General features: G+C 66.4%; 16 protein-coding genes. 7 read left to right on the forward strand and 9 right to left on the reverse strand.

What is annotated here, in order from left to right; all coding sequences use genetic code 11:
- Window positions 1-88 precede the first annotated feature (88 nt).
- The 3 genes from ACQPYH_RS27760 to ACQPYH_RS27770 all read right to left on the reverse strand — a co-directional run bounded on the left by ACQPYH_RS27760 (window position 89) and on the right by ACQPYH_RS27770 (window position 2,436).
- On the reverse strand, window positions 89-820 hold the full coding sequence (locus tag ACQPYH_RS27760; protein WP_432876984.1) for a sulfite exporter TauE/SafE family protein: 732 nt from the start codon (window positions 818-820) through the stop codon (window positions 89-91).
- A gap of 221 nt (window positions 821-1,041) precedes the next feature.
- On the reverse strand, window positions 1,042-1,200 hold the full coding sequence (locus ACQPYH_RS27765) for a hypothetical protein (protein WP_432876985.1): 159 nt from the start codon (window positions 1,198-1,200) through the stop codon (window positions 1,042-1,044).
- 645 nt (window positions 1,201-1,845) lie between these two features.
- On the reverse strand, window positions 1,846-2,436 hold the full coding sequence (locus tag ACQPYH_RS27770; protein WP_432876987.1) for a TetR/AcrR family transcriptional regulator: 591 nt from the start codon (window positions 2,434-2,436) through the stop codon (window positions 1,846-1,848).
- A gap of 94 nt (window positions 2,437-2,530) precedes the next feature.
- Here ACQPYH_RS27770 and ACQPYH_RS27775 point away from each other — a divergent pair, with 94 nt between their 5' ends.
- Both ACQPYH_RS27775 and ACQPYH_RS27780 read left to right on the forward strand, forming a co-directional pair.
- A complete protein-coding gene (locus ACQPYH_RS27775) occupies window positions 2,531-3,691 on the forward strand; it encodes an epoxide hydrolase family protein (RefSeq protein ID WP_432876990.1) in 1,161 nt (386 codons plus the stop codon).
- Between the two features lie 741 nt (window positions 3,692-4,432).
- Window positions 4,433-5,443 carry a LacI family DNA-binding transcriptional regulator gene (locus tag ACQPYH_RS27780; protein ID WP_432876991.1) on the forward strand — a complete coding sequence of 337 codons (1,011 nt, stop codon included), beginning with the start codon at window positions 4,433-4,435 and terminating at the stop codon, window positions 5,441-5,443.
- Window position 5,444: 1 nt separating this feature from the next.
- Here the strand turns inward: ACQPYH_RS27780 and ACQPYH_RS27785 are convergent, their stop codons facing one another.
- Window positions 5,445-8,633, reverse strand: a complete 3,189-nt coding sequence (locus tag ACQPYH_RS27785) for a family 78 glycoside hydrolase catalytic domain (protein ID WP_432876992.1) — start codon at window positions 8,631-8,633, stop codon at window positions 5,445-5,447.
- A gap of 260 nt (window positions 8,634-8,893) precedes the next feature.
- On the opposite strand from ACQPYH_RS27785, the gene ACQPYH_RS27790 reads away from it, so the two are divergent.
- The 4 genes from ACQPYH_RS27790 (at window position 8,894) to ACQPYH_RS27805 (ending at window position 14,631) form a co-directional block, all read left to right on the forward strand.
- Entirely contained in the window at window positions 8,894-10,228 is a 1,335-nt protein-coding gene (locus ACQPYH_RS27790) for an ABC transporter substrate-binding protein (protein WP_432876995.1), read from the forward strand.
- 148 nt (window positions 10,229-10,376) lie between these two features.
- Window positions 10,377-11,237: a carbohydrate ABC transporter permease gene (locus ACQPYH_RS27795; RefSeq protein WP_432876996.1), complete on the forward strand. Its 861-nt coding sequence runs from the start codon at window positions 10,377-10,379 to the stop codon at window positions 11,235-11,237.
- Entirely contained in the window at window positions 11,237-12,064 is an 828-nt protein-coding gene (locus tag ACQPYH_RS27800; protein WP_432876998.1) for a carbohydrate ABC transporter permease, read from the forward strand. The genes ACQPYH_RS27795 and ACQPYH_RS27800 overlap by 1 nt, the downstream gene beginning before the upstream one ends.
- Window positions 12,065-12,096: 32 nt before the next feature.
- Window positions 12,097-14,631 carry a family 78 glycoside hydrolase catalytic domain gene (locus ACQPYH_RS27805; protein ID WP_432877001.1) on the forward strand — a complete coding sequence of 845 codons (2,535 nt, stop codon included), beginning with the start codon at window positions 12,097-12,099 and terminating at the stop codon, window positions 14,629-14,631.
- Here the strand turns inward: ACQPYH_RS27805 and ACQPYH_RS27810 are convergent.
- Window positions 14,617-17,619: an MGH1-like glycoside hydrolase domain-containing protein gene (locus ACQPYH_RS27810; RefSeq protein ID WP_432877002.1), complete on the reverse strand. Its 3,003-nt coding sequence runs from the start codon at window positions 17,617-17,619 to the stop codon at window positions 14,617-14,619. The two genes, ACQPYH_RS27805 and ACQPYH_RS27810, sit on opposite strands and share 15 nt — an antisense overlap.
- Before the next feature lie 440 nt (window positions 17,620-18,059).
- Between ACQPYH_RS27810 and ACQPYH_RS27815 the strand changes: the two genes are divergently transcribed.
- Window positions 18,060-18,989 (forward strand): LysR family transcriptional regulator, encoded by a 930-nt coding sequence (locus tag ACQPYH_RS27815; RefSeq protein ID WP_432877005.1) that lies wholly within the window; start codon window positions 18,060-18,062, stop codon window positions 18,987-18,989.
- Between the two features lie 8 nt (window positions 18,990-18,997).
- On the opposite strand, the gene ACQPYH_RS27820 is transcribed toward ACQPYH_RS27815, so the two are convergent.
- From ACQPYH_RS27820 to ACQPYH_RS27835, 4 genes are all read right to left on the reverse strand, one after another.
- A complete protein-coding gene (locus ACQPYH_RS27820) occupies window positions 18,998-19,489 on the reverse strand; it encodes an SRPBCC domain-containing protein (RefSeq protein WP_432877008.1) in 492 nt (163 codons plus the stop codon).
- Window positions 19,482-19,877 carry an NADPH-dependent F420 reductase gene (locus ACQPYH_RS27825; protein WP_432877011.1) on the reverse strand — a complete coding sequence of 132 codons (396 nt, stop codon included), beginning with the start codon at window positions 19,875-19,877 and terminating at the stop codon, window positions 19,482-19,484. The genes ACQPYH_RS27820 and ACQPYH_RS27825 overlap by 8 nt, the downstream gene beginning before the upstream one ends.
- 113 nt (window positions 19,878-19,990) lie before the next feature.
- On the reverse strand, window positions 19,991-20,920 hold the full coding sequence (locus ACQPYH_RS27830; RefSeq protein ID WP_432877014.1) for an NAD-dependent epimerase/dehydratase family protein: 930 nt from the start codon (window positions 20,918-20,920) through the stop codon (window positions 19,991-19,993).
- Between the two features lie 43 nt (window positions 20,921-20,963).
- Window positions 20,964-22,103 (reverse strand): MFS transporter, encoded by a 1,140-nt coding sequence (locus ACQPYH_RS27835; RefSeq protein ID WP_432877016.1) that lies wholly within the window; start codon window positions 22,101-22,103, stop codon window positions 20,964-20,966.
- Window positions 22,104-22,114: the final 11 nt, after the last annotated feature.

Genomic DNA, 22,114 nt, shown 5'->3' on the forward strand with positions numbered 1-22,114 from the left:
GCTCACTGTCCGACGAGTCGAGCCAACCGGTACCCATCCGACGCCGCCGGACAAACGCCCGCGATTGCGCGTGCGTCAGCCGGATACGTCAGAGGCCGATGAGGAAGAGGGCGCCGGCGGCGAGTAGGCCGAGTTCGACGAGTAGGACGAAGAGGCGGTCGCTGATGCGGCCGACGATCTTCTTGCCGGTCCAGGCGCCGAGCAGGGTGGCGGGGGTGAGCGCAACGCCGTACAGCAGGACCTGGCGGGTGAGCAGATCGCCGGCGCCGTACGTCGCGATCTTGGTGAGGTGCATGGTCAGCGCGCTGACGGCTTCGGTGCCGACGTAGGCAGCTCGGGTGAGGCCGTAGGCCAGGAAGAACGGCGCGGTCAGCGGGCCGACGGATCCGAGCAGTGCTGAGCCGAGGCCAGACGCTGCGCCGACCGCGGCGAATACGGGATCAGTGGGTTTGCGCGGATGCGGCTTGAGATGTCGCCAAAGCACCACGCCGATCATGAACACACCGAGCAGTCGCTTCAAGGGGGTGAGTGGTGCGTGCGCGAGCAGAAATCCGCCGGCGACGGCGCAAGGCACCGCGCCGAGGGAGAACCAGCCGATCAGCGGCCAGCGGAGGTCGTGTCGATTCAGCCAGGCCCGGGAACCGTTGCTGGACAGTTGGGTCAGCGTCAGCATCGGCACCGCTACCCGCAGGCCGAACAGCGCTGTGAATACCGGCAGCAGCAGGACTCCACCGCCGAATCCGGCGACAGCTGACAACACGGCGAGACCGAACGCGGCCACAGAGGCGACCAGCAACGCGGGCAGGAAATCTGTCAGCATGTCTCAGGTATCCGCCGGACGCCCAGCGCCACAATCAACGCCATCCACAACAACAGGACGCCTCCTGCCGCGCCTGGCACCACCGACCACCACGTTGTCACTCGGCCCATTGTGTCCGCATGCATTCACAGCGTCGACACCGTCTGTCCGACCGTGCCACCTCGCGTCGAATACGAGCTCACCGACCCGACCCTTCTTGTCAGCAGACGGGCTGTGCCGAGCTATTCGAGCATCTCCTCGACGTCCACCGCCGCAAGCAGCGCCGGAGCAAGTCGAGTCGCGGCGCCCTTGCTGTAGTGATTGAGGGACGCGTGCGGGTTCCCCTCGTCGTCGACGACGTCCCATTCCTCCCAGATGGTCGTCGCACCGCGATCCAGCATCGCCAGCCAGGAGGGCGGCGTGCGCTGGAGGAGTACGTCGTAGGCGACACAGCCGCACCAGCTCCCACAGCGCGCCAGAGGCGCCGTGGTCGGCGGCTGCGCGGGCGAGCGTTCGGCGCCAGTTGGGTCGCCGTTCTGTTCGTGCAGCCGCGCCAGATCCTCGAGGGCGCCGTGGTCGACGGCCGGACGGTAGAGGTGAGCGGCGCGTTCAAACCGTCCACGGATTTCAGCTGCTGCTGCGAGTTCGATGAGGACGGCAGGGCCTGCGTTTGTGGAGGCGGCGTTCCAGAAGGTGCTTGGCGGGCAGTAGCGGGTTCGTTCGTAGCGACCGTGTTCTTCGACGTAGTCGGATAACCGCAGACCGGCGGGCTGCTCAGCCTCACCCGGTAGGGATCTATGGGCGGAGAAGACCCCTGTGGCACCGTTACAGCCCTCGGTCCGGTAGGCGATCGCGGCGTCGAACCACCGGTCACCGGTGGTCTTGTCCCAGACGTCGCGTGCAAGGCAGCCGGGTGCCCGCGGAGAACGGGATTGGTGGTTAGCCGTGTCTTCGGCTCTGCTTGTCGGTGGGGTTCAGTTCACCTCACCGCGACAAGTGAAGTGACGAGCCGGCGACGGCGAAGGGATCGCGGCCGCAGGTCAGGACTACTCGCCCACGAGAACGATTGCTCGCGTCTCGGGAACTCCCAGCATCAACAGGCTCGTGATCGTCGCCGCTCGGGCGCCGTTCGACAGGTCGCTGTCGCTGTCCGCGATGGCGAACACGACGCCATAGGCAATTTGACTCAGAATGCCTGCCGGCAGGTGCTGTGCGAATACGTCACTATCCTGGCCCCGTTCCACGAGATCGGCGAGGAGTTCGTCGAGTGGTCCGAGCAGGCTGTGGATCGCCTCGCCGTACTCGCCACGGCGCAGCGCCAACAGCACTCGGTACCGGTTTGCCACCGGCCAGACACGGGCGATGAACTCGACCCAAGTCGCGTCCGCTTCTGCGTCGGTGGCGTTGACTTCGGTGAGCACTGATCTCATCTCGGCGACGGCCCGTTCCGTGAGGGTGCGAATCAGGTCGAGGCGCGACGGGAAGTGGCCGTAGACCGTGCGCCGGACGACGCCGGCCGCCGAGGCGATGTCACCCATTCCGGCGTCGGGGTTCTCTCCCAATACATCGAGGGCGACATCGAGGATGCGATCGCGCGTCTCGTTCATCGAGCGCACACGGGAGGACTCGGTGGCCACGGCATCATCATTGCACATCTGTGTGCAACGAAGTAGATTGCACACTAGTGTGCAATGGAGATTTGCGCTGTGCTTCAACGTTCAGGAGAAGGCAATGACCGCACCGACGACGCCGGCCTCGACTCTCGTCCGCCCGTTCACCGTCTCGATCTCGGATGCGGAGATCGACGACTTGAGGCAGCGACTGGCCAGAACTCGATGGCCGGATCCGGAAACGGTGGGCGACTGGTCGCAAGGGGTTCGGGTGGAGAACGCCAGATCTCTGGTCGGCTACTGGGAGCACGGCTACGACTGGCGCCGCTTCGAGTCCGAGCTCAATCGCTTCCCCCAGTTCCTGACTGAGATCGATGGGTTGGACATCCACTTCATCCACGTCAGGTCAAAGAATCCCGACGCGATGCCGCTGATACTCACGCACGGATGGCCGGGCTCGATCGTCGAGTTCCTCAAGCTGATCGGTCCGCTGACCGATCCGGTTTCGTACGGCGGAAACGCCGCCGATTCATTCGATGTCGTCGTACCGTCGCTCCCCGGCTTCGGGTTCTCCCAGAAGCCCACGGAGACCGGGTGGGCCGTGTCGCGCATCGCCGGCGCGTGGGTGGAGCTGATGAAGCGTCTCGGCTACACGAGATGGGCCGCGCAGGGCGGCGACTGGGGCGCCGTCGTCACTACGGCCCTCGGGGCCATGCAGCCTGAGGGGCTTCTCGGAATTCATCTGAACACGCAGTACGCCTTTCCCGCACAGATCCCCGACACGTTGTCGCCCGAACAGCGCTATGCCGTGGAAACCCTCGCCCTCTACACCGGCAACCTTGGTGGGTCGAACCACCTGCACGGCGCGAAGCCAGAGACTGTCGGTTACGCCTTGGCAGACTCTCCCGCCGGTCAGGCAGCCTGGATCTACGAGAAGTTCCAGTCCAAGACCGACAATCACGGGCTCGCCGAGGACGCTCTCAGTACGGACGACATGCTCGACGCGATATCCCTCTATTGGTTCACCAACAGCGCAGCGTCGTCCGCCCGCATCTACTGGGAAAACAAGTCGGGCACCTTTGCTGGCCCGAAGCTGACGCTTCCGGTCGCGGTGACCGTCTTCCCGAAGGACATCCCCCGCCTGCCACGAAGCTGGATCGAAGACACCTACAGCAATCTGATCCACTACAGCGAGGCCGACAAAGGTGGGCACTTCGCGGCCCTGGAACAACCCGAGATCATGGTCGACGAAATCCGCACCAGCCTGCGCAGTCTCCGCTGACACCGCGGTGCAGGCCGGTCACTATCGCCGCGCCCGGTCCTCGGGTTCCAGTACGAACTTTCAGACGGACTGCGAGCACCACGACCAGCACTGACTCCGTGTGCAGATGGAACGCACGTGCCTGCGTGTCGGTCCGACCAGCTGCATCGATGCGAACTCACGTCGCCGTTCCCCGTTGCCATCACCAGGGTGTTCACCACCCGCAACAGCGATGTAGAGATCGTTCTTTTGCAGGACGATTCGCCGTACGCCATCATCGCTACTTACCCAACCGCACCCTGCTCGCGGACGCCCGCGATCAGGTTCGGGTCTTACAACTGCTCATCGCCGTGCAGGACGACACCGACCGTGCCCACGCATCATCGACTGCGCACGAATTCGGGGCCCGCGCAACACTTCGGCGTGTTATTGATGTCCCCGTTCGAGATCAGCCTGTTGTGGGGACTGACACCGTCAAGCGGGAGAAGGGCTCGATCCTCGGTGATCTCGCCGAGGACGGCGGGCCAGCGCCAGGATGGCCTACGCGGCCGTGACGTTGCTGGCGAACCGAGCTGGGCCCGTACAACCTGACTCACCGCGACGCCCTGCGCATCGGCAAGATCTGGGACCTCAGGTGATGACCGTGCGCCGCCCGGGCACCCACGCCGTACCGCAGCCAATAGAGGTGAAGCCTCAGGGCGTCCACTCTGTCGCGGAACTATCATGGACTCTGTGGGGCGCACGAGGCGTGAGGGGAAACAGATGGCAGGGCCAGTCGGGATTCGTGAGGTGGCCGCTCACGCGATGGTGTCGGTCGGTACCGTTTCGCACGTCCTCAACCGGCCCGAACTGGTCTCGACCGCCACGCTGAAGCGGGTGCTCGCCACGATGGACGAACTCGGCTTCGTGCGAAACAACCTCGCCCGGCAGCTCAAGATGGGCGGCGGTACGACGCTCGGCATGATCGTGCTGAACGTGGCCAACCCGTTCTTCGGAGGTCTGGCGCACGCCTGCGAGACCGCGGCGGAGGCCCTCGGGCACACGGTGATCTTCGGCAGCAGCGATCAGCTGGACGGACGCGAGGACCGCTACATCGACCTCTTCGAGGAGCAGCGCGTCCAGGGCATGATCATCGCGCCGCTGGGTGGGCAGACCGAGAGGATCGAACGCGTCATCCGGCGCGGGATGCCGGTCGTGCTCTTCGACATCCACGCCAACGAGGGCGACTTCTGCTCCGTGGCACTCGACGGCAACGCCGGCGGGTATCTCGCGCTCCGTCACCTGCTGGACGCCGGGCGCCGGCGGATCGCCTTCCTCGGCGGTCCGCTCCATCAGGTCGACGACCGGTGGAAAGGTGCCCTCCGCGCCGTCGCGGAGACCGACGGCGCGAGCCTCACCCACCTCGACACCGTCGACCAGACCATCGCCGACGGCAGAGCGATCGGCGACCAACTGGCCGCGCTGGCCGCCGACTCCCGGCCCGACGCGGTCTTCGCGGCGAACGACCTGCTGGCCCTCGGCCTGATGCAGTCGCTCGTAATCGCCGACGGCATCGACGTACCCCGCGACATCTCCATCGTCGGCTACGACGACATCGACTACGCGGCCTCCGCGATCGTGCCGCTGACCACCATCCGCCAGCCGAAGGAAGCGCTGGCCGAGGAAGCCGTCCGCCTGGTGCTCGACCACGCCGCGAACGCCGAAGCACACCGCCACGAGCACCTGCTGCTGCCCCCGGAACTCATAGTCAGGGCCAGTACGACGTCGGCCTGATTCACCAGGTTCGGCGGACGGTGCTGCAGCCGACTTCGCCGAGGTGGAACGCCAGCGGCACGTCGTCGTGCGCGGCTGCTGACGAGTCCAGGCGAACGCGGACGCCGACCTCGACCGACTCGATGGCCGTTCGCGTGGCCAGGGCCGAGATGTCGGCACTCACCCGGTTCCAGCCGGCGGGCCAGATCGTGCCGGCGCCCTCGGTCCTGCTGCCGTCAGCGCCGCGCACGACGAGGAACATCTCCAGTGGCCGCTGCGGATTCTCCAGACAGAGGTCGAGTATCGCGTAGACGAACGTCGCGTCCGACCGGTCGAGGCCTGAAGCAACAACTGGAACGCGTACCGACACCGTCGCACCCGCTTCGGCAGTGGCCCGTTCGCCACCACGGACGAGCGCCACCGGTCCGTGCGGCTGCTCATGGGGCACCGGCATGCAACGCAGACCATCCGGCAGCACCACCACGGTTTCGTTGCCGTCCATCCTGAGGTTGTTGTCGGCCAGTGCCCGCCGGAGCCAATCGCGCTCGCCGACAACATCCGGGGAAGGTGATGGCCGAAACGGCGGCTGCCAGGGTTGTTCGACCGAGTGGGCCGTACGACGCGTCGTCGTACGGACCAGCGCGGTGGCTACGGTGCGTTCGTGCCACCCTGGGCCGAGGACGTCGTCGTCCCGCCCAGCGAGGCGAAGTACCGCCTCCGAGCCAACCGGAACCGTGAGTTCGACAACCGTTTCCGGTCCGCTGACCCGGTACCGCAGCTCGACCGTCCCCCGCACCGTCCGCGACCTCAGTGAGAGCGAGTCAACGCCGTCGACGAACTGTGGTGCGACCTCGAACCGTGACCAGCCGGCGGCGATCGGCCGTACTCCGGCGAGCCACTGCCAAGCCCAGCCCGCGAACGGTCCACCGAGGCCGATGTGATCGAGCGACCCGGTACCGGTGTTCTGCGGATCGATCCACCAACACTCCCAGAATGTGCCGGGGCCGTGGTCGAGCATCGCCCCGATCCCCGGCTCGGCGGGCTGGTGAAGGGTGTCGAAGACAATCTGTGAGTGGCCGGCGCGCGCGAGTGCCCGGATCGTCGTACGCGTCGTGGCGAAGCCGGAAGTCAGACGATCGTTGTGAGCACGTACGTCGTCGGCGATCCGCCCGGCCGCACGCTCTGCCTCGGCGCCGGTGAGAGCGCCAGACTCCACCGCGACGGCGTGGGCCGCCTGGGTGCCGTTGCCGAACACGTCGCGTTCCTCGTCATAGAACGCCGCACGCTCCGCTTTGCGCAGTCCGTCAGCCTGGACACGTCGTTGCGCGGCGGCATCCGGACTGCCCGCCGCCTCTTCGAGAGTCGCGAGTGACTCCAAGCTGTCGACCGTCGCGGCCGTGTGGTGCAACGGCGGTGGAGTCTGCTCAAGGGCGAGCCAATCCGATCCGTAGCTGATCGGAGCGTTGCCGACGACGCCGTCCGCGGTGCGGAGGGTGAGCTGGTAGTCGGTCCAGCGCCGCAGTGCCGGGAGTGTCTCCCGCACGACCCGTTCGTCACCGTAATGCAGCCAATGACCGAGGAGTACCCGCTGCAGCGCGGCGCCCCAAACGGGGTCGGGGCTGATCCGGTCAACCCGGATGTCGGGCGAGATGGCCGGGATACTGCCGTCACCTTGCTGGCTCGTGCGCAGGTCAGCGAGCCATTTGGAGAAGAAGGTCTGGAGGTCCATGGCCGAGAACTCGAACTCGGTCACCGACGCGGTGTCCCCCGTCCACCCCGCCTGCTCGCGGGTCGGGCAGTCCTCCGGGATGCCGTGCACGTTGTTCAGCAACGTACGGCGTGCCGCCCGGACGAGGGCGTTGACCTGCGGGTCGTCGGTCTCGAGTTCGCTCACACTCGCCAGATCGGAGTGCACGCTCCAGGCCTCCACCGTCACGTCGGCCTCGGCTGGAACCCCGAAGATCTCGAAGTACCGGAATCCGTGGTACGCGAACCAAGGTTCGAGAACCTCGCGCACCCTCCCCTCGATGACGTACTCGACGGCCTGGCGTACCCGTCCGTGGTCGAACGGCATGGTGAGATTGGTGGTGTCGAGCCTGCCGCCCGCATCGAGGTGTTCGCCGTGCACGACTCGCACCACGGTGCCGGCGGGGACCGGAGACATCACTGTCAGCCGGGTGCGGCCCGCGATGTTCACCCCGACGTCGTACACCCGACTGGATGCGGACCGGCTGAGCTCCGTCACCTCGTGGAGAGCGACGCGGTGCAGCGGCGGTGAAGGATCTGGCGCGATCGAGGACGGGGGCGTCGCGAAGGAGGCCGGGTTTACCTCAGGCTCGAGTACGCGCAACGCTTCACTCGCACCGAAGACCGCAGGTTCACCGATCCGTTCGTGACGCTCGAGATAGAAGGGATCCTCCCGGGTGACCTGCGCGCCGGCAGCCTCCATCTCCGCGCCGGTACCCGCACGCATTATCGTGCCGTCGTCGGCACGTGCGACGAGTTCGGCCAGCAGACGCGGGTCCTCGCCGGAGCGCTCCCACTCCCCCAGCCCAAGCGCGAACTCGATGGCGTTCTCGCCGACGGCGAGTAGGTCGGTCACGTCATAACTGCGGTACAGTGCCCGGCTCAAGTCGGTACGTGACGGGTCGGAGGCATCCGCGTTGACGGCGACGCCATTGACGGATGCCCTCACCAGTCCCTGAGCAGTGACGTGAAGCCGGGCCCACTGCGTCGGCTGTTCGAGAAGTGCCCTCCGCCGCAGCACCGTCAGCGCGGGATGCGCGATCCAGTCCGCAGACCAGTCGTCGTAGTGCCACGGTCCTGTTTCGCAGCTCGCCGGATCGGCCCACCGGGACCATTCGCCGGCCTCATCGCGAACTCGAACAGTCCACAGGTACAGGGAATCCGCTGCGAGATCGATGCCGAGCACAACGAAAGGGACACGATCCTCGACCTCGCCAGTGTCGAAGGCGAACGCGGCGTCGTCGCGACGAGGATCCCATGTCCCCAGACTCAAACGCAGCCTGAACGCCGTCTGCTGCTGGCCGTTGCGTTCAAGCGGCACGATCCACGACAGACGGGGCCGGCGCTCGGAGGCGAGTGCGATGAATCGATCGTCCGCTCTGGCCGCGGACTCGCCGGGCGCTGCCTGCGGGGCAGCAGCCGAACGCCCGTCCGTGCGCAGCGCTATCGGTGTCGGACTCGTCACGGTGGGACCCTTCGCCGGTGGTCAGCCGCAGCCTGGGGGCAGGTGTCGCAGCCAGATCCATGGTCGGTTTCGCGGTCGTCGAGCGACCCGTGGCACCGACCCTTGACACCGTCACCCAACCCCACCATCATAGCCTGAAAGCTTTCATCTGAAAGGTTTCAACGCCCGATAGACGCGCTCAGACACAGTCGGAGCACCCGCTCATCGAGGACTGGGGTCGGCCTTCGTTCGGCATTCACAGCAAGGAAGGAAGGCTGACAATGACGTCACGTACAGCGCGCCTCCGCATCGTCGTTGCCGTCGCGGCAGCGACGCTCCCCCTGCTCGCGGCGTGCGGCGGGAACGCCGCATCCAGTTCAGGACAGGCTGGCCAGGTCGACGGAAGCTCCATCGTCCTGACCACCATCACCGCGCTCGAACCGCAGTTCAAGAAGTACGCCGAGGCTTACACCAAGCAGTTCCCCGACCGTAAGGTCGAGGTACGCAGTACGACGGACAAAGCCGACGAATACGCGCAGCAACTGGCGACTGCGCGTCTGAGCGGCGAACTGCCCGACGTCTTCTTCAACGTGGACTTCCTGGCCGACACGCTGGCGACCGACAACGTCACCCTGGACCTGGCGCCGGGGCTGAAGGAGGGCAAGCTCGGCGGCCTGACCGCAGATTCGTTCCTTCCGCAGTTCGTCGGCCAGTACCGGCCGCTCGCGAAGCCGGAGCAGATCACCGGACTGCCCGTGAGTGCCGACTCGGTGGGACTGTTTTACAACAAGTCCCTGTTCGACGAGCTCGGGATCAAGGAGTACCCGAAGGCCGACTGGACCTGGGAGGACATGCTGCGGGTCGGGAAGGAACTCCAGGCCAAAGGAGGCGGCAAGATCACCGGCCTGGCCGCTCCGCTCGGTGACGGCAGCGCGCAGATCGTCTACGGTCCGGTGATCAAGGCGTTCGGTGGCTCCGTCTACGACGCGAAGACCGGTAAGTCCGGTATCGGTCAGCCGGAGGCGATCAAGGCGTGGAAGCTCATGCTGAGCGCTTACGGAACCGCCTCCGGCGCGTACACCACGACGACGGACGACCCGAAGCTCAGCTTCAGCTCGGGCAAGGTCGGTATGGCCATCGCCTCACGTGGCGCGGTTCCGCAGGTCAAAACGACGCTCGTCAACGCGAAGTGGGACGTGCAGGTTCTCCCGACAATCAACGGCAAGTCGACCGCCGGTGGCGGATCGTACGGGCTGTCGATCTCACAGACCAGCAAGAACCAGGATGCCGCATGGGCGTTTCTGAGCTGGTTCTACGACACCAAGACCGGCATGAAGGTCGCCCAGGACGTCGGTGGCGTCATTCCGCCGACTGACGACGGCATCGACAACGGCACCTGGAAGGATGGTACGCCGCCCGACAACATCGCCATCTTCGGTGAGTCGGCGCGGACCGCGGTTCTGCTCACCGCAATGCCGGGGTCGACGTCGACCGTGATGTCGGACGCCACGAAGAAGGCGACCCAGGAGGTTCTGCTGAAGAATCGCTCGGTCGAGGAAGCTTTCGCGGAGGCGGAGAAGACCGTCAACGCCGCCATCGAGAAGCAAGCCAAGTAACTGATGGATGACCCGGGTCCGCCCCACCCGGGTCTACCTAGCATCGGAGAGCGTAGTGCCGACCTCAACTCTGGACACCCCATCGCCTCGGCAGGACGAGGAGAAGCGCACCCCAGACCGAAGCCACGGCTACCGACGTGGCCGACGCGTGGACGCGCTCACGGCCGCGGCGTTCTTGACCCCAGGGATGCTCGCCTTCGCGCTCTTCGTGATTCTCCCGGCCGTGGGCGGCCTGGTGCTGACCTTCTTCCAGTGGGACCTGTTCAGCACGCCGCGATGGGTCGGGCTCGAGAACATCATCCGGTTGTTCAGTGACGCCGAGATGTGGCAGGCGCTGGGGGTCACCGCCCTGTTCGTCCTGATGGGTGTCCTGCCGACGATCCTGATCGGCTTCGTTCTGGCCGTCCTGGTCAACACCAAGCTGCCCGGGATCGCGGCCATCCGCGTCCTCTACTTCGCGCCGATGATCGCCTCGGCCGCGGTCTCCTCACTGATCTGGGTCAATCTGTACAGCACGAACGGGCTGGTCAACCAGGCGCTGTCCTGGATCGGCGTCAACGGGCCGAACTGGCTGTCCGACCTGACCTGGGCCCGCCCCGCCCTGGTCATCATGATGATCTGGGGCGGTCTGCCGCTGGTCATCATCCTGTACCTCGCCGGCCTCCAGCGCGTGTCGGACGACATCTACGCCGCGGCTTCGCTCGACGGTGCGAGCAAGTGGCGCCAGGTCTGGTCGATGACTTGGCCGAACGTCTGGGGCACGACCATCCTGATCGCCGTACTGCAGGCCGTCAGCTTCGTCAGCGGTTCGTTCGAGGTCGCGCTGATCATGACCGACGGTGGGCCGCTCGGATCCACCCAGTCGATCGCGCTCTACTCGTACAAGGTTGCCTTCTCCCAGCGCGACATCGGCTACGCAAGCGCCCTGTCGTTGTTCCAACTCGTCCTGATGATCGCCATCGTGGTTCTCGTGCGCGGGATCGTGCGGTTCCGGAAGGAGCGCAGCTGATGCGAACGCCGCTGTCTCACAACGTTCTTCGGTACCTGGCGATCGTGCTCGCCGGCCTGGTGATGGCAACCCCGTTGCTGTTCATGGTGTCCGGCTCGCTCAAGTCCGCCGCGGAGATCAGCGCCTTCCCCCCGCCGCTGTTGCCGGCGACTCCGGTCTGGCAGAACTTCGTCGACGCCTGGAACTACCTGACCCCCCGGGTCATCCTCAACACCTTCGTCTTCAGCCTGGGCATCGTCGGGCTACAGCTCCTGCTCTCGCTGCCTGCCGCCTTCGCCCTGGCGAAAATCCCCTTCAAGTGGGCGGCAGCGGTGGTCGCGACGCTCGTCGTACCGCTGTTCATCCCGGGCAACCTCACGCTGATTCCGCTCTTCGTCGTCACGTACCAGCTGGGCTGGCTCAACACCTATGCCGGCCTCATCATCCCGATGGCGGCCCAGTGCGCGTTCGCGATCCTGATGTTCCGGGAGTTCTTCGCGGGTCTGCCGGTCGGTCTCATCGAGGCGGCCCGCATCGACGGGGCGAGCTGGGGGCGGGTCCTGACCGCGATCGCCCTTCCCCTGGCCAAGCCCGCGCTGGCCACTTTCTGCTCGATCAGCTTTCTGACGGCGTGGAACATGTACATCTGGCCGCAGGTCATCGCCCCGAACCCGGCCAACCGGGTGATCAACGTCGCGCTCGCGCCACTGGCGGGCGGTGAGAACTCGTTGATCTCCCCGTCGGTCGGGCTGGCCGGCGCGGTGATCGCCATGCTGCCGGTGCTGATCGTCTTCATCGTGTTCCAGAAGTGGTACCTCAAGGGCATCGTCGGAACGGGGCTGGAGTGAGCTTTCGGTCAGGACCTGAGGCTGGAACGGCCGTGATCACGCGACTGCGGGCCGAGTACGAGGACGAAGCATTCGGTATCGGCTCGGCGGCTCCACGTCTGTCGTGGGGCCTGGAGTCCGCGCCGGACGGATGGCGCTCGGATCGCTACGAGGTCTGGATCGAGAGAGCCGATCCGAGCGTGGAGTCCGTGGTCGTCGAATCCGGCGAACAACTCTTCGTGCCGTGGCCGTTCACGCCGCTGACCTCCCGTGAGCGGGTCCGGGTCAGGGTTCGCGTGGCAAGTGGTGACGCCTGGACCGAGGCCAGCGAGCCGCTCACCATCGAGGCCGGCCTGCTCGACCACCGGGAGTGGCAACAGGAACTCATCACCCCGTCGACCATCGGCGGACTGGCCGACGGCGCTCCGCTGCTGTTCGGCCGAGCCGACCTCACGGCGCAGCCGGTCTCGGCCCGGCTCTACCTCACCGCGCACGGGATCGTGGAGTTCTCCATCAACGGAGTGCGCGTCGGCGACGACATCTTCGCGCCGGGCTGGACGGCGTACGACAAGCGCCTGCGGTACCGCACCCACGACGTCACAGCCCTGCTGGGGCAGGGATCCAACCGCCTCCAAGCCATGCTGGGCAACGGTTGGTACCGCGGTCAGCTCGTGTGGCCGGGGAACCGGTCAAGCTACGGCGATCGCCTCGCCGTGCTCGCCCAGCTCGAGGTCACCTACGCCGATGGAACCCGGCAGATCCTCGGAACCGACGCCACCTGGGGAGCCGTTCACAGCAGCATCCTGTTCGACGACTTCTACGACGGCCAGGTCCGCGATCTGCGGATCACCGATTCGCCGGAGGGCAAGCGGGTCGACACGGTGGACGTCCTCGACGGCGGGTTCGAGCGACTCATCGCCCCGTCCGGTCCCCCGGTGCGCATCACCCAGACGCTGCCCGCCGTACGGCTGCTGGCCTCGCCGTCGGGCCGGACCCTCGTCGACTTCGGCCAGAACCTCGTGGGCTGGGTCCGGATTCGCGTGAGCGGCGAAGCCGGTACCGAGGTCACCGTGCGCCATGCCGAGGTTCTCGAGCACGGCGAGCTCGGCGTCCGCCCGCTCCGCAGTGCGAAGGCGACATGCGCCTATACGCTGACCGGCGACGCGGTGGAGATTCTTCAACCCACCTTCACCTTCAACGGATTCCGTTACGCCGAGATCGAGGGCGTCCCGAACCTGGAGCTCAACGACGTCGAGGCGCTGGTACTCGGTACCGATCTGCGCCGCACCGGCCGGTTCGAGTCGTCGGACGATCGCGTCGGCCGCCTGCACGAGAACGTGGTGTGGAGCATGCGCGGCAACTTTCTCGCGCTGCCGACGGACTGCCCGCAGCGCGACGAGCGTCTCGGATGGACCGGCGACATCCAGGTCTTCTCCCCCACCGCGACCTTCCTGTTCGACACCGCCGGATTCCTCGGCGAGTGGCTCGGTGACCTGTCCGCCGAGCAGAAGGCGGACGGCGGCGTTCCCTATGTGATCCCGGACGTCCTGCGCGAACCTGATCCCGCGGCCGCCGCCTGGAGCGACGCCGCCACGATCGTCCCTGACGCATTGCATCTCGCGTACGGCGACACCGGCGTCCTCGAGCGGCAGTACGCGTCCATGCGAGCCTGGGTCGAGAAGGTACGCGGAACGGTCGGCGAGGACCTGCTGTGGCCCACCGGCGCGCAGTTCGGCGACTGGCTCGATCCGACGGCACCGCCGGACGACGCGTCGAAGGCCCAGGCCGACCCGACCGTCGTCGCGACGGCGTACTTCGCCCGTTCAGCCGGCATCCTCGCGCGGTCGGCCACGGTGCTGGGGCGGCACGCCGATGCCGCGGAGTACGCGCGGCTGGAACAGGAAATCCGCGCGGCGTTCGTCGCGGCGTACGTCGATGAGGACGGCGTGGTGCGCAGCGACTGTCAGACCGTGTACGCACTGGCCATCGTGGACGACCTCTTCGCGACCGAGCGCCAGCGCGTCGGTGCGGGCGATCGGCTCGCGGAGCTCGTCCATGCCGCCGGATACCGGGTGAGTACCGGTTTCGTCGGCACGCCGGTCATCCTCGACGCGCTGTCGACCGCCGGCCGGCCCGAACTCGCCTACCGGATGCTGCTGGAGGAGTCATCCCCGTCCTGGCTGTACGCCGTCTCGATGGACGCGACAACGGTGTGGGAGCGCTGGGACTCGATGCTGCCGGACGGCTCGATCAATCCGGGCGAGATGACGTCGTTCAACCACTATGCCTACGGCGCGGTCGCCGACTGGCTGCACCGCCGCGTGGCCGGACTCGCACCGACCTCACCGGGGTACCGCACGATCGAGGTCCGTCCGCTCGTGACCGGCCACCTGACGAGCGCCTCGGCCAGACACCTGTCGCCGTACGGCGAGATCGCGGTCGGGTGGCGCTGCGAGGGCGACCGGTTCGAGCTGTCGCTGACGACGCCGTACGGCGTGAGCGCCGACGTGTGGTTGCCGGGTTCATCCACCTCGGTGGCAGTGGGCCGCGGCAACCACACGTTCAGCTCGGTCCTAAAGAACGTCTGAACCGATCCGCACCGACTTGCCCGACTTGTACCGGCGCTTGACCGCCACGCCGTTGCCGGTCACGGTGACCGTATCGCGCGTGACCTGCACCTCGAGCTGCCGTCCGCGCCAGTGGAGGTTGCGAACGCCGGCGTTGGACAGCGCCGACGGCAGATTCGGTGTGATGACGAGAGCCTCCGGCTCGGCTTCCACCCCGACGAAGGCGTACAGGAAGCTCGCCGGCGCCAGTCCGCTTTCGGGGAACGGGACGTCCGTTCCGACCGAGTGTGCTCCGCCCGGCGCGTCAACCGTTCCCTCGCCGCGGTACAGCGGTGCGCCGCCGCAGATATGGTCCGGTTCGTTCCACCGATCGAGGATCGCCGTCATCCGGGCCCATGCATCGTCGGCGGATCGATAGCGGGCGCGCGCCATCACGTCGAATCCCGAGGTATAGAGGATGGCTCCGCCGTCCTGTACCTCTTCTCCCCAGGGCGTCGTGAGGTGGGTCAGGAAGAACCAGTAGCTGTTGCGACGCGTCGTAGATCTCGGAGCGAAGACCCACTTCGAGTAGATGTCGGCGGGTCCTTCGAAGTACTCGCCAAGTGCGACCACGTACCTGTTCGACGCATCGGTCGCGGGCTGCCCGTCGGCGTACGCCCGAGCGCCGGGCACGCTCTTGGCCGTCGACCACCAGGCCAGTGTGCCGGTGACCTCGGAGACCTCCAGGTAGTACACGCCCGTCGGCTGCTTCGGCAGGTCGAGGTGCGCCACCCGGCCGTCGAACCAGTCGCTGAACTTCCGTTCCGCGATCTTGACCGGAGCCTCACCAGGCAGACCACGGTAGAGCGTCATGGTGAACGCGGCGCCGCGCTCGGCGTACGTGGCGAACCGCGCCGCGACGCTGACGAACTCGGCAGCCGCCGTGAAACTCTGCCCCAAGGTGTGGCCAGCGGTGACCTTCGGAGCCAGGCCGCCCTCTTCGATCTGGACGACCGCATCCTGCAGCTCGGTCCGGCCGTGATCCAGCCACTCGAAGATCCGCGCTGCCTGGTCCTGGGTGGGAAGGCCGAACGACGCGGCCTCCAGGTTGACGTAGGTCGAGCCGTAGTCGTGAGCAACATCGTCGGCGTCAATGGACTGCACGTACCGGCCGGCCGGCCCGTTCCAGAACAAGGAGTTGTAGCGCTGACGCGTCAGCTTGCGAAGGGTCCGCAGCTCGTCGGCTCTCGCCGCGCCTCCGACGTGCTCCTCGAGCTGGGCCATCGCCTCGAGCGCGCCGTAGAAGTAGGCGTTGAGGAAGGCGTCCTGGTACCCGAACGACGTGACGTCCCAGTAGTTGGAGGGCAGATAACCGTCCCGGCCGCTGTGGTCGGGGGAGTCGATCGTGACGATCCCGCTCTTGCCGCCGAGCGAGTCGAGGTAGAAGTTGATCGCCCGACGGACTCGCGGCAGCATCGTGGCGAGGAAGTTGGTATCACCCGTCCACGAGTAGTACCGCCAGGCGCCGAGGATGTACATCGCGTTGGAGCTGAAGTGCCGGGCGTCGAACAGCTTCGGATCGGGAAAAGGCCACTCGGCCTGATCCGACCAAGACCAGACATACCCGTCGGGTTCCAGCTGCGTGTTCAACAGCGAGTCTGCCTGTGCCCCCCGGCCCGCCGTGCCGGTCCAGTCCAGGATGCGCCCGTTCCAGTCGGCCCAGTCCATCGCGTGCCCGCTGAACCGGAAGCTGAACGCACGCTCCCAGTAGAAGGAGGACATCTGGGACGCCCTGCGCTGATCGGAGGCCGTGAACACCGGGAAGACCGCCGGCAGCGCGTCCGAGTGCGGTTGGACCTCCACCGCGAGCGATCGCGTGATGGTCTGCGCCGCGTCCGCGGTGCCGGAGTTGAGTGACATCACCATCGACTCGGCGGTCATCGTGCCGTCGAGGACCGGTTCGTTGCCCATGAACCGGAGGTCGTACGGGCCGCTGCCTCCGGCCGTGACGGCGTGCGATCCCGACACCGGGTTCGTCCAGGCATCCCGGCGCTTCAGTTGCTCCGACGGCATGTAGACGCCCTGGTCGCCGTAGAAGCGGTTGAACAGTACGCCGTCCGCTGCGGCGACGGAGTACCCGTCGCGGCGCCACGAGGTGGTCAGCGTCAGGCCGGGATCGGCCTGCGGGTCGTTCTTCCACTGAATGTCGTACGCCATCGCCAGGTTCCGGCCGGACAGATCCAGCTTCCACGACGCGATGCCGTCCACGTTGAAGCCCGCCACATCGATCGTCATGGTGCGATCCGCCTGCACCTGACGGTCCTGGTACGCCGAGCCACCCACGCCGACCGTTGTCGCGCCGAGTTGGCTCCACCAGCCGGGGGTTCCCGCGGTGTGGGAGATCTCGAGGTAGTAGGACCCGGCGGGCTGATCCGGGACATCGAGGTAGGCCCATCCGTTGTCCTTCAACGGATTCACCTCGCGCGTAGCGATCTCGGAGAGACCGGTCGCCGGGGTCCCCGCGAACAGCGTCATCCGCAGCGCCGCGTTGTTGCTGCTCCACGTGGGAAACTGACCGCCGACGCGGGTGAAGCGGTACATCGACGCGGTGAACGACTGGCCTATCGTGTGGCCGGCGTTGAGCGGGACGGGAGAGTTGGTTTGCGCCTGCTTGAGGTTATTTGTCGACGGCAACTGAATGCCCGCCAGACTCAGCGAGGTTCCGGCCGCCGTCCAGGTGACGTCCTTGTTGAACCCGGCGTCGAAGAAGTCGGTCGCGCCGAGGAACACCGAGCCGAACGACGTCGGCTGGTACTGGCCGGAGCCCGTCGAATCGCAGGCGAACCGGGTGAGCTTTCCATACGCGCCGGAAAGGCTGATGAACCCGTTCTCGAGCTCGTAGGTCTCGGCCGTTGTCGCCATCGCCTGGAGGGGTCGCGCCATCCCGCTCGCGGCCAGGAGTAGACCACTGCCCGCCCCCTGCAGGAAGAGGCGCCGACTCGGGCGGAAGCGTTTGTTGCCCATGGCCATAGGGGTCTCCAGTCGTTCGTTCGCGGAGTGATCGGTGGCGGGTCGCAATCCACAATGACCGCGTCGAAAGGGGCGCCGGAACGCCAATCACCGGGGGACTTGAAAGCTTTCAGGTAGGCTCACAGACGAGCCTTCCACTGTCAACGGTCCGAAGCCTGACTGTCCGGGTGCGGTCACCTGACCCGACGGCGCCAGGGCGAACAGACGGTGGGTGCGCTGAACGCCTCGACCCGGACCGGGCCGCGAAGACCGTAGGTGCAGCCTCGACCGAGAGGCTCCTCCGGATCGTTCCGTCGCCGCCTCCCCACGACGATGAAGTATCTAACGTACCGCAACGCCATGGTCACTCTCCGGGTTCAATTCCGTCCCGGGAAATGACGTGACGCCGAGGGTGACCTCCATGTCCTTCATAGTTAAAGGACCTACGATAGGATTTGCGAATGGCTTCGCTGAGGGCGTTGGAGTGCCTGGTAGCGGTCGCGGATTCCGGGTCCATCACCCAGGCCGCGCTGATGCTGCATTCATCGCAGCCTGCCGTGTCGCATCAGCTCGCTGCCCTGGAGCGGGAGACCCGGACCGCGCTGATTCGTCGGGAGCCCCGGGGCGTCAAGCTCACGCCGGCTGGTCGGGCTGCCGTCGCCGACGCGCGGCGAGCGATCGAGGCGGCCGCATCGGCTGTGCGCTCGGCACGTGCCGCCGGCGACGCGACCGGTGGATCGCTGCGCCTGGCCTGCGCACAGAGCTTGACAGTGCCCATGCTCGCCCCTGTCATCCGCGACTGGCACCGCCGCCACCCGCAGGTGGCGATCAGCCTGCGAGAGTCGGTTGTACCGGGCGAGCTCCTCGGACTCATCGACTCCGACGAAGTCGACATCCTGCTGGTGCCGGGTCCCGTCTCCGAGCGCTACACGACAACTCCCGTCACCGAGGAAGAGATCGTGCTGACGGCGCCAAGCAACCATCGCCTGGCCCAGCAGCCTTCAGTGACCTTGAGCGACCTCGACGGCGTTCAGCTTGTTCACTTCGCTGCGGACAACGGCCTGAGCGGCTGGCTCGACCGATCGCTGACGAGCGCCGGCGTTCGCCCCGAAACCGTGATGAGGACCTCGGTCACGGCAGCAGCACCCCAACTTGCCGCCGCTGGCCTGGGCGTCGCCGTCACGCCGATCAGCGCGGTCAGCGCCGGGCTGCCTGGAGCGGTTCGCTCCTTCTCACCACGCTGGATCAGGCAAATTGTCGCGGTGTCGCCCGGGGCACTGGATCCGCTCGCCGCCCGGTTCGTCGCCGGCCTGGGCACCCGCGGCGTCCGGGTGCCTCGCGACGTGAAAGCTCAACTCACCGCCGACGACGCGCCAGGTTCTCCCACGTAGGCGCGTAGTCAAGCACTAGCCGCCTCCGCGGCGCGGGCGAGGCATTCGACCCACTCCTGGTGGTAGCGATACAGCGCACCGGGATGCTTGCGCCCGAGCTCCTCGAGAAAGAAGGCGCCCTGCTGGGTTTCCTCGGTCAGCAGGTGACAGCCGTCGTCAGTCGGCGTGATCACCCAGCCGTGGTAGGCGCGCGAGCCGGTCTCATCGCCGTCGACCAGGGTCTCCCACGAGAGCCTACTGAAGGGCTCGCACTCCGTCACCTGCAGACTCATCGGAAACCCTACCGTGACACGGCTGTACCTGGTTCCGAGCGTCAGTTCCCGCTCACCGCTCAAGATCCTGACCTGGTCCTCGGGGGGAAAGTAGTCAGACCAGTTCTCGGCGTCGACGAGAAGGTCCCAGACCATCTCAGGCGGGGCTGACACGTCGATGTCGTTGAGGGCGTATATCGCCGACGTCTTCGGGTGGTACCGCTCAGGCCACTTCACCTTGTCATACATCAGCATCCGTTCCCTTTCTGACTGCCAGCGAGAAGTCGTAGTTCTTTTCGCCCCATCGACCCAGGCCCATGACCAGCAGGCCGATCTCCTCCAGGACGCGGGCCATCACCAGCGGACCGGCGTACACCGCTCGCAGCCCAAGGCTCTCGATGAAGGCCGTGACCTCGTCCTTCGCCGACCCGTCGTTGCCGGCGAAGAGCGCGTCCATCTGCTCGTTGCGAGACAACACGGCGCCGAAGATCGTGCTGAACGCCTTGAAAACAGGATTGGCATCCCCTGTCACCTCGGCGATCTCCTGCGCTACGGACGTCTCGGCCGCGACGTGCCGACCGCCGTAGTCGCTGAGGTCGAAGGTGTTGGAGATATCGATGATGATCTTGTCGTCCAAAGCTGTGCCGTACTGCCGACTCGGTCACCCAGAACCTTGGCCATGTTCCCGAGACCTCTGATGCTGATGCCAGCCATGATTGGTTTACCTCCTACATTCGTTGTAGTTGTCGTTCAGTGCTGAACAGCCACGGAGGCCCTGACGGCCTCAAGCCCGGCGGCCTGCGAGACGACCGGCGCGTAGCCGAGTTCGGCCGCTGCTTTGTCCGTCCGCAGGGTGCAGGTCTGCCCCAGGAACCACCGGGCCGGTACCGGAACCACTTGGGCTGCCGTCTCGGCATCGAGATCTGGAATCGGGCCTTCCACGCCGTAGATCTCGAACTGGGCTTCCAGGAACTCGCGCAGGACGACCGGGTGCTGGTCGGTCACGAAGTAGGCCTCGCCGGGCCGGCCGCGCTGCCATCCGAGCATCAGGCCTTCGACGACGTTGTCCACATACGTCACGTCGGTGGTGAACCGTCCGCCGTCGATCCACGCGAACTGGCCCGCCTTGACGGACGCCACCAGACCCTCGATGAGGATGCTCTCGGGCCCCCAGACGAACCTCGGGCGAATCGACACGGTCGTGAAGTCCGGGGTATTCACGTCGAGCACGATCTTCTCGGCCTCGGCCTTCACCGCCGAATACACAGCTGCCGAGTCAGGCCGTAGTGGTGCTGTCTCATCGACGTCGATGAGCGGATCGCCCGCAAGTAGCGCGGCTTCCGTCCCACAGTGGACGAACCGGGGAACCTTTGCGAAGCGGGCCGCGTCCACCGCCGCCTGGGTACCGCGAACAGACACCAGCTCCTGCCGTTCACGATCCGCGGAGATGTCGGTCTCGGCCGCAAGGTGGAACAAGACGTCGCTACCCACAACTGCATCGCGCCAAGTAGTTGCCTCATGCAACACACCTTGCACGGATTCGGCGCCGAGGCCGGCCACAACCTCAGCCGATGCCTCGCTTCGTACCAGCACCCGGACCGAGTGGCCCTCCGCTACGAGTCGGCGCACCAGCGCACGACCGATGAAACCCGAACCGCCTGTGACAAATGCGCGTGCCATGCCGCTCTCCTTCTTGAGTATTCTTCTGGGTGGAGCTGTGAAGTCAGGCGCGCGCCCAGCGGGGGAACGCGTGCCGCCTGCCGGCGATGGTCGTGATGGCCGTGGGGATCATGATCGCCACGGCCACCCAGGGAATTGAGCTGATCCCGAAGCCTGCGAGCAGAAGGCCGCCGACTATTCCTCCGGCCGCGATACTGAGATTGAAGACAGTCACCAGGATCGACTGCACACCGTCCGTCTCGGACGCACGCACGCCGGCCGTGACGAAGAGCGTCGCGGAGCCACCAAAGCCGAGGCCCCAGATCGCAACGCCCAGATAGAGAATTGCAGGGTTCACCTGCGCGAACCCGAGGACGAGAGCACCTGCGCCTACGACGACTGTGCTCAAAACGATCAGCCGGCGGTGGTGCGGGTCGACAAAGGTTCCGGTGGCCCAGATGCTGAGCAGCGCCGCAAGGCCGAAGACCAGCAGGACCCATTCGATCTGGCCGCCGACGCCCGCTGCCGCCGTCAGTGCACCGATGTACGTGTACAAGATGTTGTGGGCAACCATGAATCCCGCGACAACCCAGAGGATCGGAGCTATTCCCCGGGTCCGGAGGATAGTCGCGACGGGAACGTGTCCACCCGCCGGCTGGCCCGGGAGGTTGGGCAGGGAGAAAAGCACCCAGGCGATCAAGGCAAGGCTGGCCACTGCCGTGGCAAGGAAGGTCACCTCCCACCCGGCCGCGTCTCCCAGCAGAGTGCCCGCTGGAAGACCGAGCGCAAGCGCGACAGGAATGCCTGCCATCGCGATGGCGATCGCCTTACCCTGAAGGGTTTCGCCGACGATCCGGGCTGCGTAGCCGCCGATGTTCGACCAGATCAGTCCCGCTCCGACACCGGCAACCACGCGCGCGGTGAGGATCATCGCAAAGCTGTCGACCAGCCCCGCGACCGCGTTGGCCAGAGCGAAGGTGATGAGCGCCGAAACCAGGACGGTCCGCCGCCCCCAATTCTTCAGGGCGGCATTGAGCGGGATCGCGGTGAGCGCTGTCGCCAGTGCATACACCGTGATGGTCTGGCCGACGACGGATTCTGAGAGTCCGAGGCTTGTGGACATCTCCGGCAGCAGGCCCGCGGGGATCGTCTCGTTGATGATTCCCAGGAAGCCCGCCGCGAACAGCGCCAGGAGGCCGGCCAACGGGAGCCGCA

The organism is Kribbella sp. CA-245084, assembly GCF_050942355.1.
Lineage (GTDB): Bacteria > Actinomycetota > Actinomycetes > Propionibacteriales > Kribbellaceae > Kribbella.

Bases quoted from the DNA above. Each gene is read 5' to 3' on its own strand.
- ACQPYH_RS27810 (WP_432877002.1), bottom strand. From the start codon at position 17,619: ATGGCCATGGGCAACAAACGCTTCCGCCCGAGTCGGCGCCTCTTCCTG.
- ACQPYH_RS27775 (WP_432876990.1), top strand. From the start codon at position 2,531: ATGACCGCACCGACGACGCCGGCCTCGACTCTCGTCCGCCCGTTCACC.
- ACQPYH_RS27830 (WP_432877014.1), bottom strand. From the start codon at position 20,920: ATGGCACGCGCATTTGTCACAGGCGGTTCGGGTTTCATCGGTCGTGCG.
- ACQPYH_RS27760 (WP_432876984.1), bottom strand. From the start codon at position 820: ATGCTGACAGATTTCCTGCCCGCGTTGCTGGTCGCCTCTGTGGCCGCG.
- ACQPYH_RS27800 (WP_432876998.1), top strand. From the start codon at position 11,237: ATGCGAACGCCGCTGTCTCACAACGTTCTTCGGTACCTGGCGATCGTG.
- ACQPYH_RS27820 (WP_432877008.1), bottom strand. From the start codon at position 19,489: ATGTATGACAAGGTGAAGTGGCCTGAGCGGTACCACCCGAAGACGTCG.
- ACQPYH_RS27815 (WP_432877005.1), top strand. From the start codon at position 18,060: ATGGCTTCGCTGAGGGCGTTGGAGTGCCTGGTAGCGGTCGCGGATTCC.
- ACQPYH_RS27790 (WP_432876995.1), top strand. From the start codon at position 8,894: ATGACGTCACGTACAGCGCGCCTCCGCATCGTCGTTGCCGTCGCGGCA.
- ACQPYH_RS27765 (WP_432876985.1), bottom strand. From the start codon at position 1,200: ATGCTGGATCGCGGTGCGACGACCATCTGGGAGGAATGGGACGTCGTC.
- ACQPYH_RS27780 (WP_432876991.1), top strand. From the start codon at position 4,433: ATGGCAGGGCCAGTCGGGATTCGTGAGGTGGCCGCTCACGCGATGGTG.